9 protein-coding genes, 1 pseudogene and 1 CRISPR repeat array (1 of these 11 cut by a window edge) are annotated in these 12,340 nt (G+C 51.5%); of the genes and pseudogenes, 3 read left to right on the forward strand and 7 right to left on the reverse strand.

Annotated elements, in window-relative coordinates:
* Positions 1-226 precede the first annotated feature (226 nt).
* On the reverse strand, positions 227-1,606 hold the full coding sequence (locus N5098_RS06985; protein ID WP_267637034.1) for a halocyanin domain-containing protein: 1,380 nt from the start codon (positions 1,604-1,606) through the stop codon (positions 227-229).
* 97 nt (positions 1,607-1,703) lie between these two features.
* Here N5098_RS06985 and N5098_RS06990 point away from each other — a divergent pair.
* A pseudogene (locus N5098_RS06990) lies at positions 1,704-1,861 on the forward strand (RNA-guided endonuclease TnpB family protein); the annotation flags it as partial.
* A 118-nt stretch (positions 1,862-1,979) separates the two neighbouring features.
* Here the strand turns inward: N5098_RS06990 and N5098_RS06995 are convergent.
* From N5098_RS06995 to N5098_RS07020, 6 genes are all read right to left on the reverse strand, one after another.
* Entirely contained in the window at positions 1,980-3,005 is a 1,026-nt protein-coding gene (locus N5098_RS06995) for a tyrosine-type recombinase/integrase (protein ID WP_267637036.1), read from the reverse strand.
* Positions 3,005-3,418, reverse strand: a complete 414-nt coding sequence (locus tag N5098_RS07000; protein WP_267637037.1) for a DUF5805 domain-containing protein — start codon at positions 3,416-3,418, stop codon at positions 3,005-3,007. The genes N5098_RS06995 and N5098_RS07000 overlap by 1 nt, the downstream gene beginning before the upstream one ends.
* Positions 3,419-3,783: 365 nt before the next feature.
* The gene (locus tag N5098_RS07005) at positions 3,784-5,688 is read right to left on the reverse strand and encodes a hypothetical protein (protein ID WP_267637038.1); all 1,905 of its coding nucleotides are present in this window, start codon (positions 5,686-5,688) and stop codon (positions 3,784-3,786) included.
* Positions 5,689-6,022: 334 nt separating this feature from the next.
* Complete coding sequence (locus N5098_RS07010; protein WP_267637039.1) at positions 6,023-6,631, reverse strand: hypothetical protein; 609 nt, start codon at positions 6,629-6,631, stop codon at positions 6,023-6,025.
* 319 nt (positions 6,632-6,950) lie between these two features.
* The gene (locus N5098_RS07015; protein ID WP_267637041.1) at positions 6,951-7,115 is read right to left on the reverse strand and encodes a hypothetical protein; all 165 of its coding nucleotides are present in this window, start codon (positions 7,113-7,115) and stop codon (positions 6,951-6,953) included.
* A 257-nt stretch (positions 7,116-7,372) separates the two neighbouring features.
* Entirely contained in the window at positions 7,373-9,112 is a 1,740-nt protein-coding gene (locus N5098_RS07020) for a sensor histidine kinase (protein WP_267637042.1), read from the reverse strand.
* 461 nt (positions 9,113-9,573) lie between these two features.
* Here N5098_RS07020 and N5098_RS07025 point away from each other — a divergent pair, with 461 nt between their 5' ends.
* Both N5098_RS07025 and N5098_RS07030 read left to right on the forward strand, forming a co-directional pair.
* Complete coding sequence (locus N5098_RS07025; protein WP_267637043.1) at positions 9,574-9,942, forward strand: hypothetical protein; 369 nt, start codon at positions 9,574-9,576, stop codon at positions 9,940-9,942.
* A 365-nt stretch (positions 9,943-10,307) separates the two neighbouring features.
* A complete protein-coding gene (locus N5098_RS07030) occupies positions 10,308-10,451 on the forward strand; it encodes a hypothetical protein (protein ID WP_267637044.1) in 144 nt (47 codons plus the stop codon).
* A 165-nt stretch (positions 10,452-10,616) separates the two neighbouring features.
* Positions 10,617-12,340: a CRISPR direct-repeat array (repeat unit 30 nt; unit sequence GTTTCAGACGAACCCTTGTGGGGTTGAAGC) (it continues 1,781 nt past the right edge of the window).

The raw sequence follows: 12,340 nt of genomic DNA on the forward strand, positions 1-12,340 counted from the left end.
GGACGCAATCCTTACGAAGAATTCAAGCGAATCGCTCGAAACAACGAGATGATCTCACGAGCTCAGGCTGTACCCGCTGTTGCGTCATCGGGGTAAACACGTACCTCTCCTGAAAACGAAAGTCCCAACGAAAAGCATACAAACCAGAGTACCGGCGACTTGCCTCTGTGCGTGGATAGCCAGCATTCCCACCGGAGGAACCCTCCCCTTCAGGGCGGAGAGGAAGTCACTCTCCCTCGTTTTGGCCGGCTTCGTCGTTATTCTGTCGTCGGTACGCCAGATAGCCCCCACCACCGAGCAGCCCAGCCAATCCGACGCCCAGACTAGCCGATTCACCCGAGTCAGTAAACTGCTTCAGCACCGGAATCCCACTCTCACCGTCTTCTGAGTTGGACTGTGACTCGAACTGCTCGTTCTCACCCTCTTGTCTGTCGACGGATTCTTCGTTTGCGTCAGCACCGTCTGTGCTGTCGTCGCCTCCGTCGACACCAGAGTCACTGCCACCAGTACTGTCGTTGCTGTCCGATCCGTCTGTACTACCTGCGCTGTCTCCATCAGCACCGTCTGTGTTAGCGTCGTCTCCGCCGGAGTCACTATCGCTGCCACCGTCAGCGGAACCAGACTCTCCCTCGACGATGATTGCGCCGAGTTGGCCAAGGGCTGCGTGGGTGCCACACTCGTAGAGGATGACGCCAGGTTCGTCGAAGGTCTGACTCCAGGTGAAGCCCTCGCTCTCGATACCTGAATCGAAGTAAGCACCCTCGTTGGCCGTCACCGAGTGGCCGTTACTGACCCACTCCCAGGTCACTTCAGTTCCTACATCGATACGGACTGCGGCGTGACCGAACGCGTAATGGGGGTGGTTTACCCCGTTCTTGATGCTAATCGCGTCTTTACCAGTTCTGTCTGCGATAGAGCCATCGTAGCCGTTGGCCTCGGCAAGGTAGTCGTCGACCTGCGTTTTGACGTCGCTGCCTCCATCGGGGTTACTCCCACCAGTACTGCCGTCGCTGTCCGAGCCATCTGTGCTGTCGTCAGTCCCAGAGCTATCACCACCTCCAATCGCGTACACGTTGTTGTCGTTACTCCCGACGTAGACGGTACCATTTACCACCGCTGGTGACGAGCGCGTCACATAATCCCCAGTCTCGAAGGCCCACTGTTCACTGCCATCCTCGGCGTCCAGCGCGTACACGTTGTGGTCGCCACTCCCGACGTAGACGGTGCCATCCACCACCGCTGGTGACGAGGACACACCATCCCCAGTCTCGAAGGTCCATTGTTCACTGCCATCCTCGGCGTCCAGCGCGTACACGTTGTTGTCGTGACTCCCGACGTAGACGGTGCCATCCACCACCGCTGGTGACGACCACCCAAAATTCCCAGTCTCGAAGGCCCACTGTTTTTTGACATCGCTAGTGGGCCCGGTGTTCTCGGGGGCATAGCGGGTGTTCGCTAAATCGTGACCAAACTGGCGCCACTCTTCGTCGCTCGTTTCCTGTGCTGAAACTGGCTGGCTTGCTGTACTCAAAAGTGCTGCTCCAATGCTGACTCCGCCAACTGCTTGCAGGTACCGTCGTCGTGTCGTGTTCGTGTCCTCAGTCATGTCATGAAACAACCACTGTGGGCTGCATTACTGGATATTCCACGGTCAATCATCGGTATTATTACCATTATATTTATAAATGTTATGGGATAGGATGGTGCTGGAGACGACCCGTACCTACGCCGCCAAAATCACGAACCACCAACAGGTTCGTGACGACCTCGATACGTGCGGGTTTGCAACATCAAAACTGTGGAATGTCGGTCGTTACTACATCCAAAATGGTGGGACGAAGACGGTGAGATCCCCGACGATCCCATGCACATGAGCGGAGGCATTCGCAGGTACACCATGCCAATTCTATATATCAACATATAATTTATACGTCTAACACAGAACACTGTGACACGGAGTCTTTCATAGAAGTCAACAGTTAGATGAGTGAATAAATGTTTTTTTCGTACTCTTCTCGAACGCGATTACCCCAGTCATGGGTGTATGTATCAATCACATCTTTAGCAACGTCTCCACGGAGGTACTTGACCACGCCGCGGTCACCAGTTCTATCACGCAGGTGCGTTGTGAAAAAGTGCCGAAAGTAGTGCGGTGTGACATTCTCTTCTGGGCCACCACCGGCACGATACCATCCGAAATCGCGAGCATGGGTTTCGACGAGATGGTGCACGATTGCGGGTGAGATTCGTCGTCCCCACTCGTCGCTTACACTCACAAAAAGCGGGCTTGCATCCGAGATGGGATCTGGACGGATTGCGAGCCACTCTCTCAACACATCAGCCAGTTCGCCATCAACTGGTATTGTCGTCGCTCGCTTTCTTTTGTTTGAGGCAGCGCGCTTCTCGCCGTTGTACGTCACCCCCTGTGCAGGTGCGCTATCTACGTACATCGAATCGCGCCGTCCATCGAGTCGAGGACGATGACTGCCCTCTATTGGTGACGATGAAAGCGAGATGTCTCGAATATCGAGGTTGCATAACTCCCCTGCCCTGATTCCCGTTTTCAACAGCGTGAGAATCACTGCTCTGTCTAGCGGGTGAGACAGAGTCTCCACGAACGAGTGCATCGCCTCGATAGAGATATCACGGCGAGTGGGATCTGTATTGATTGACTCATCGAGTTCCTCGACGACGATTGCCATTGGATTATCCTCAAACGCATCAACACGAGTCATGTAATCATAGAAGCGGTGTAGATATGATGCGTACGTTGCCACGGTGCTGGATGCGACATCGCCACGTAACTGATGAATATACGCCATACAATCCCGATGATTTGCCGACTCAAGCGTGAGACTGCGTGATGCAAGGTACTCTTTGAAATCACTGAGAACGCGTTCATAGGCTGCCTGTGTCCGTTCTGACTTCCCTTGATAACGGATATCATCAAGGAAATAAGAGATATGAGTTTGCTCTGTTGACTCTCCGCGTTTCTGTCCGCTCATTATTTGCTCTCCGATTCAAGCACGTAGCCTCCTTCACGACCACTGTACCGGATCTGACCGCTGTCCTGTAATTCCTTGAGGGTTGTCTCAAGTCTGCTCTCTACGTCGCCGGTGACTTCCGCGAGCAAGTCATCCCAAGAAAGACAGTACCCTTCCTCAAGGCTAGCTAAAATACGGCTTCGCAGATCCTCACTCTGGTTCGACCCGTTCTCGGACTCATTTTGCGTGGCTTTTAGATCACTGGCGGGTTCTCCACCAAACCCTTGTCGACCAGCTTGGACCATTGCTTTGACAAATTCGCTTCGACTCATATCAAGTTCATCAGCATGCTCGTCCCACAGGTCACGTTGATACGCGGGAACATACACCTGCACCACGGTCCGCGAGGTATCTACATCGGATTCTGTACCCATATACAAGAACAAATTAGCCACCCCTATCAACTTAATTCATACTCCTATCTAATCACCACTGTTCTACCAGTAGATATATGGAGTGTTTCCTTCTCAGACCAAGCCAACTACCGTCGTTTCATCTGACAGTCGCGGGGTCATTGTTTAATGTAACAGCAAGACCGGCAAGTAATGGAATCCAGACAGATATACTGTCGTAGTTAGTATCATTTTTGGCTCAAAGGTTAGTTCAACTCAGAGCTACTGAGGTTGAGTGACAGAGGAACAAATACGGAACTTGTCATCACACACAGCCAGAAACCTTCCAAGAAAATGTCTTCCAGCAACAATAGCCATAACGGTAGTCATCACTCAAAGCGGACCGGCTACTTTTCTAGAATATTGATAATCGTCTCACCAGAAGGCTGGTTGTCTGGCGTTTCATCTAGATTCAACAATACATCTTGCTGATTAAGCGAATCTGAGTTGAGATTAAATGCAGCGTCTTCCATCATCTCGAACTCCTCTGGAACGATTTCTTTCCTATCAGCTGATTTGTATCTGTAATAAGTTGTCCAGCTTTTCTCCCCATTCTCCGATTTAGGGTAAAATGTCCGGCGATAAGGCACGTCTAGACGGTCCTGGACGAGGTTATCTACTGTTTCAGCCATTATTGACCATTTGATAGCTCTTTGCTTGGTAAAATTAGAGTCGCCAGTTAGCTTGTACGGATTAGTGTGTACTGCGGTAACTCTACTGGTGTTCAGACCCCATGGCGTGTCTTCATGATTCGTATCCTCATACTCATCAAAGAACACATAGTGTGCTGGGAGTCCTGTGATAATCGCATCTCTCTCAGATTTTATATCCCGCATCTTCTCACGTAAGGTTTCCCGCTTGGCTTCTCCCAGTGACTCTGATTGCTGTGTATCTTTGAGCCAGACCGTCTGAATTCCTGCGTGACCATACTCTCTCTTTGCAAGTTCTATTGCAGGTGTTACGAGGTCGTCGTCCGCAGCATCACTTATCGAATACACGAAGACGACAACCGCGTCATCTGGATTCTTTCCAAAGCCATCGAGTACTAGGCCGCTGCCGTACGGGTCTTCGGTTGCTGAGAATTGTTCGGGCTCTGGGTCCCTCGCTGAGATAAGGCCATTGTCCGTGAAGTCGCTGATAGCGTAGAGGAAGTTATCCTCTACATTTCCGCTTTCGATTACTTGTTCGAATAAGCCGTTGTTCTTGGCCTGTTCTATGCGCGGGTTGATTCCATTTATTTTCTCTGTCTCGTATTTTCTGATTGTTCTGAGGTAGTCTGCTTCATTTTGGTTGTACCCCTCAGTAATGAGTAGATCTCGTATTTTCTCTATCTCGCCTTTATGCTCAAGCTGCGATACATCTTCGATTCCAAATATGAGGTCCTTTTCTAGCTTCGTCAGTGTAATCGCGGCATCTCCATCTGTCTGTGTAAGAAAATCTGCTGGCAGTTCTTCCTGAAGAGAGGCGTTGTTGGAACTTCCGGGTACGTTAGGATTATTGACTACTGTTTTGAGGACTCCAATATCGTACTGATTCAGGTCGCCCTCTTTTGTTATGATTGCTTTTGCAAGCGCTACCCGTATCTCGTCATCAAGGCCCGACGACTGGAGTAGCTTTCCTGCCTGTTCCCCTATTTGCGTAAATTCACCTTCGCTCGTTACTTTCTCGTAGAACTCTCCGGTGGAGTCAAGATCTGACATCACCGTCTCCCATATGTCAGTCCCAGTGATGCCTGGGCTAAGCCAGTCAATTTTGACAGTCTGGTCAATTTCTCTGTTTCCACCAGTGGTCTCAAACTTAGCCGTAACAGTATACTCACCAGCAGTATCAAAAATTGATGGGTCGTTCAATACTTGCTCCGGATTGTCGTCGAATTCGAGTTCTTCGCCTGCTGGTGTTTCAACCGTAATAACGTAGTTGTTAACGGCATCTTTGTTGCCGATTTTGAGCTCTCCCTCCAGTGGCTGAAAGGTATTCCCCTCTGAAGCAAGATTGAATTCAACCGCTACGTTATCTTCTTGTTTTGGGGTTTTGGTACCCGCTCCTGACTCAGACGGTGTTGAGTCGTCTGCCCCATCTCCGTTACTTTGACAACCCGCCAGTCCAGCGGGAGCCGTAGCAGCAGCCGTTACAGCCACTCGCTGCATGAATCTCCGCTTTGATATCTGTGATTGTTCGTTTCCCGAGCCTGTGTTTGGTACCCCCGATATAGACTCGCTTGCAGAGTCCGTAGACTGTTTCCTGTCTCCCATTTGCTGGTCTACTCTCGTGTCGCTCGTCAATCAGAAAAAGATTATGTTTTAAACCTCGTCAATTAACTATTGGCTAGGCTGTTGACCCATAATATTATCGACCAATGAAACCGTCTGTTTGAGGCGTTGCCAGACTCTGAACTCTTTCCTTGGGTGCTGAAATAGAGTTCGATTATCATCTCCGCGTTGTCGACAACCCAATTTCTGCATTCGCTGGGGCCAGTAAATGAGCCAGTTGCATGGACCACTTGACAGTTTTGGCACACATGCAGATGTGATTCGAACGCCATACTGTTGAAACATAATGACCACCCCATCCGCATACGGGGTTTCTTCAAGCTCGAATATTCCAGACTCGCCACTCATCGTTGTCTTTTCGCATAACTAATCGAATATCACCCTCAGTCTCATCTATTCCAGCGTCTATATTCACGGTAACTGCTACAACTGCTCTTTTCTCGCCCTCTTCGATAAGGTTAGAGTCGACGAAACTAATTTTGCGTACTTCATACATAACATCGGCACCAGTCGATTCAGACAGTACATCCCATGCGGTCCCAGCCCCGCCAATCGTTGCCTCTGAGTGAACTAACTCATTTGCCTCGCTGAAATCCCTTTCTCCGAGTGCTTCGATGAAGTCCTCGGCTGGCTTTCCGGGACGATCAGACCCTTCTGGTAGAGCAAACCACCCAACGACACCAGAACCCAGAATGAAAGTGGTTCCGAATCCTGCCAAGAATTCTCTCCGACTCGAATCTTGTTTTTGACTCTCTCTTTGAGGAGGATTTCGTTCAGCCCTCTGCCACCTTCCTTGATTATACTGTCTCTCCTCAGCAGATCTCACAGCCTCTCTAACGTCGTATTTCTCCAGTCCGACCCTACACTCCGGACAGTATTTTTCGGAGGGATCAATTTCTGCTCGGCAATTCGGACACTCTCTCATACCTCATTAATACAGTAGATGATACTTATTTTTTTATTCGATGCTTGTATCTCGTCATCCTAAAGGCGAAACTCCGAAGGACCCCGGTTAGACTCGTTCCGTGCCGCCCCTGGTCGGCAGTATGGCTTCGATAGACGACCACCCGATTGCCGAGAAGCACACAACACAAACGGTCAGGACATTCCTCCAGCTACGCCAGCGCGAAGATGGGCCTTGGGTCGCATCATAGATGGACGTCGACATTGATGTGAGACTCCCACTAGCATGCGGGGTAGGGTCGTCGTGGTGTTGTCGACGATTAGTTACAGTCGTCGCCCGCTCAACGAGCGCGGTGGTCCACGCCAGCGCCACAGTTCGGACACTCCAGTGTCTCGGTTCGGTCAGAGCGTGGGCGAAACTCGGCGTCTTTCGGGTCCGTGCCTTTCGTGCGGTAGTCACAGTGTGGACAACGATACGTCGTGAGTATGTCGAGTGACTCGACCATGCTGTCTGGTGGCTCGGTATCTTATATAAACCAACGTATCAGAGAACTGTTCTCACTCGGAACGTCGACGTGTCGAGTGAATGGCGAGCAACCAACCAGATTGGAATGCTATTCGTACTGGAATGCAAGATACAGCGCGCGTACCTTGCAGAACCGTACAATAGAGGTTACTCCGCTTGTAGCAAGTGATAGACAAAATAAGCAGGACTCGAGACATTCTGTGATATGCGTGTGACTGCTCCAGTGGTAGCTATATTTCACTGAGATATCGTATCAGTATACCAACTGTTGTCGGTGGTGTTTTCTAATTCTGGTAATCTAATAGCAACCTTTGTCCCGTCCGCATCTGTTTCGATATCCATCTCGCCGCCGAGGGTTTCAACGCCCCACTGAACTAGCCACAGACCCAAGCCGCTCCCGTGCTCTAAGGCTGTCTCTCGTTCGTCTTTCAGGGGGCTGAGTTCGTGGCCAGGAATGCCAGGACCGTCATCGCTGACAATGATTCGAACGCCATCATTCGTCGCGCTCCCCTGAAGCATAATTTCCACTCGATTATTGATGTCGGCTTGGTTTCGATCAATAGAGCCAGATACTCCGTGTTCAACCGCGTTCTCGACAAGGTTCCTAACGATGAGTTTCAGTATCTGCTCGTCGGTGCTGATGGTGAGCATGTCTTCAGTATCCACAGTGATTCTCGCGTCAGATTCAAATTGTTGCTGCACAGCCCCGAGCAGTTCATTTACTGCGACCGGACTTGGAATCAGATCTTCGAATGCCGCCGTTGCTTTTCTTGCCTTCTCTGAAATCGATTGTAGGTCTTCAATCTGATCGATGACGATATCTATGTCGTCGTCAACAACCTCGTTCGCCTGTTCGCCAATGATTTCGACCCGCCCCCGAACGACCTGCATATCGTTTCGTAGATTGTGTCGGAGAAATCGATTCACTACTTCAAGTTGCTGTCGGCGGTGTCGTTCGTCTGTAATGTCGGTGAACCCGATGGTATACCCGATGAGTTGTCCGGTCGAGTCATTCACCGTTGAGATTGCTACCTCGAAGTCACGCCGCCGATTTCCAACCGACTGTGTGACCAGCTGTCGGCTTGGCGACAATTCAATGTCTTCGTCAGTCAGTGTTGCTAGCTGTGTTGTCAGTGCTTGGTCTGTTGTGATCCCGAACAACTGTTCCCCAGCACCGTTCAGTGAAAGCAACCGCCCTTCAATGTCGACTACAGCAACCGGCGACCCGAGGTCGTCGATAGCTGCCTGTTCGCCGAACCGACGCACAGCCGGTGAGAGATCAAACATCTCTTCGACGAAGAATGCGTACATCCCTGCTACCGCTGTTAATGAAAATGCGACTGGTGTGAGGTTAAATTGCGGTACGGGACCCAAATTGAATAGCCATACGATATTCGCTATCGATGGGAGAGAGACGCCGACCAAGACAGCGACTGCCTGTTTCCGAAATACCGATCCGTAGTTCACAATAGCGTCAAGCAACAGGATACTTGCCAGAGTCAATGTAAGGTAGGCCAGTGCGTGAGCAACCTGTAGACCGATCCGTGGCGAGAATGCGACGGTCGCGGCACCAAACACAGGACTGAGACGGTAGTCAGTCCACATAAGATGGTGATGTGGATTGGTGGCATACAATAGACCAATTCCAACCCAGACTATCCCAAGCGCATACATCCACGGTGAGCGGACGAGATCACCGCGACCAGTGTACTCTAAAGCGAATGCTAACAGCAATGGGATTGAAGCGGTGGCACCAAGCCAAAGGGGTATTTCGAACAGCTGACGCAACGATGGATCAAATATGAGAAGCCCTAAGCCGTAGGACAGCACCCAGATGCCGATTGCTGCCACTGTTCCGATCCAGAGCCGGGCAGCACGTCTGTCTCGGTATGACCAAGCAATCTTAAGTACTCCAGCGGTGATACCGGCGGTAACAAGACAGAGGGCCGCCGGCCAAGACCACACGAGTTTTGACATCGAATAAACTATATTGTTCTCATTGAAAGTAATTTCCGGGTATATCTGTCTACATATAAATCCATAAATGATAAAATGTGAATACATTTGGATTGGACTCACCAAACAGGTCATCGAAGTTCACCGATTGGATATTCATCTCACACGGGGCTCTGAGAGAGATATGTGGTCTAAACTTACGTTCATTTATTAGAGGTGCTGAATAGGTTCTCTGAATGTTGCACCGGGTTTCTGACTGACTGGATAGAGGTTTCTACTCGTCACGGTACGTTCAGCACCTGTACTGACCGCTATCTGAGTCCACGAGAACTATGCTATGACAGACTCTGATAAGAGACATCTATAAATCAGACGCGCAGCGCCGCGAGCGTGTGAAAGTTGCGTGGCTCTAACCCCCACCCGCGTGCGGGATGGATGCCAAACTGTAGTTTTCTTGATGGAAACACTCAACAGCAAATAATATGAACTCCCGAACACGCCGCCAGGCGTTGGCAGGGTTAGCATCGGCTTCAATAGTTTCGCTTGCAGGTTGCTCAGACGCTCTCAGCGAAGTTTCTGGCGGACCTGACCCTCGTGTTACTGATACCGAGTCCGGGCAAAGCATTGGTGACGCCTTGACTGGAAGTGCCGAAATCCGAGTCCTAGTCGTCAATGACGGTGATTCCGGTGATGTGGAAGTGACCGTGAAAACTTCCGACAGCAATGGGAACACGCTTGACAAATTTACGCAGACGGTGACGATCCAAGAGGGGGAAAGTCGCCGTGTTGACTTCAACGTCTCTCCGTCGGACGGCGCCCAGCGATATGAGGCAACAGCGGAGGCGGCCTAACTATAGATCGCCGGAGATTTGTTGCTACATGTGTATCTGCCACATCAGCCTCTCTTGCCGGTTGTCTGGATGGCCTGATTGGAGAGAGTGAGGAAGAAAAAGAATTTCTCAACAAGTACGAAAGTGCCTAGGATGATAACAAAGACGGGTTAAAACTCTTTGCGGACGGCTTTGACGGCTATCGTGACGACGATCTGGAGTGGGCCAAGGTTCGATTCGAGGATGCGTCCAGTGCCTTTGACGACGCGGACGAAAGCTTTCCAGATGATCCAGAACTAGTCAGCCCTTTCTACAGTGATGAGCTTCCAGCAGTATATCAAGATGCACAGTCGGCAATTATCAAAGGCAACATCACAGCGGGATACTTGATCAACGACATCGAAACGCTCCAACCTGGTGGTACTGGGAGTATTGTCGATCCAGATGACAGAATCGAGAGCAATCAAAGTGATTTCCAGAGAGGTGTGTTTGAGATGCCTAGTGTTGCTGAATTCGAAGAATCGGTGTAACCCAGAAACCCGGAAGCACCCCGGTTAGACTCTTTTCGGGGCCGCTTCTCATCGGTGGTATAGATTTTCCGTCGACCCCCAGGGGAACGAGGATGATTACGGGTCGACGGAAACGTTTTATTCCAACCGGTCGTTAGCATGTCTGTGTCCCGTCTCTCGGGCATGGTTTCAGACGAACCCTTGTGGGGTTGAAGCCGCGTCGGGATACCGCTGGCGGATTTCGGCAGCGTTTCAGACGAACCCTTGTGGGGTTGAAGCCCACTCTGTAGCTGCTGAGTGGCCTCCTGGATGGTGGTTTCAGACGAACCCTTGTGGGGTTGAAGCTCAGGTGTGCTGTAGGCACCACTGCCAGCCACAGGTTTCAGACGAACCCTTGTGGGGTTGAAGCCGTGATTACGTGGAGGAGTATGGCAGCATCCAGGAGGGTTTCAGACGAACCCTTGTGGGGTTGAAGCCACCTTTACTGAGAGCACCCATGCCCCTTTGGGCACGGTTTCAGACGAACCCTTGTGGGGTTGAAGCCCTCAGGCCCGTACCTCGATGTTAATAACTGGGCAGGTTTCAGACGAACCCTTGTGGGGTTGAAGCACGTGAGACTATCCGCAAATACGTAAACCAGGCTGATGGTTTCAGACGAACCCTTGTGGGGTTGAAGCTCCAGGGCATCCACACCAAAGCCCCAGGTGAGTGTTTCAGACGAACCCTTGTGGGGTTGAAGCTGACTGGACTAGTAAGGTAGACTCCAGCCTGAGCTAGTTTCAGACGAACCCTTGTGGGGTTGAAGCCCACGTTTGTAGACCTAATCTGGAGCCAGGGATATGGTTTCAGACGAACCCTTGTGGGGTTGAAGCCGCGACTGGGAGCACCCGGACGATAGCGTCAACGGCGTTTCAGACGAACCCTTGTGGGGTTGAAGCTCCGGTAGCGACCGGCCGGCCGACGAGGGGGCCTACGGTTTCAGACGAACCCTTGTGGGGTTGAAGCCTCGCCCTCGTCGTACTGCCGGGCAAGTTCGGCCGCGTTTCAGACGAACCCTTGTGGGGTTGAAGCGGTTGCTGTCTCCGTCTGGAATGAGTTGCCGTTAGCGTGTTTCAGACGAACCCTTGTGGGGTTGAAGCCTCGTCCTCGAAATCGAAGTGGACGGCCAAATCGAGTTTCAGACGAACCCTTGTGGGGTTGAAGCGATGATCTGCTGTTGTCCTGGTTCGACGGGTCCGCGTTTCAGACGAACCCTTGTGGGGTTGAAGCCACATCTTGCGTCCGTTTGTACTGCTTTGATTGTCGGTTTCAGACGAACCCTTGTGGGGTTGAAGCACGGACGCCATCGAGATGGTCAAAGACGGCGAGAGTTTCAGACGAACCCTTGTGGGGTTGAAGCCGGCGAGTTGACCGGGGTTGGTCATCATGTTGGCAGTTTCAGACGAACCCTTGTGGGGTTGAAGCAACGCGACCTCATGCTCGACGAGCGCGAGATCGTCAGTTTCAGACGAACCCTTGTGGGGTTGAAGCGGAGACAGTGTGGTCGGTGACTGGGGCGGCGTCGAGTTTCAGACGAACCCTTGTGGGGTTGAAGCCGGCGTGCCTCTCCGAGACGGTCGTCGAGACTCGACGGGTTTCAGACGAACCCTTGTGGGGTTGAAGCGGGCAGGGCGCGGCTGCAACGGATAAACTCATCCGGGTTTCAGACGAACCCTTGTGGGGTTGAAGCGGTCCATCGCCTCTAACTCCGAACGGCTGTATGAGTGTTTCAGACGAACCCTTGTGGGGTTGAAGCGGAAGTCAGGCCAGTGCGACGCCAACATCTGGCATGTTTCAGACGAACCCTTGTGGGGTTGAAGCTCCGACGATAAACTTCCCGTCGTCGATGTGTGTCTCGTTTCAGACGAACC

Source organism: Halovenus rubra (assembly GCF_026586665.1).
Taxonomy (GTDB): Archaea; Halobacteriota; Halobacteria; order Halobacteriales; family Haloarculaceae; genus Halovenus; species Halovenus rubra.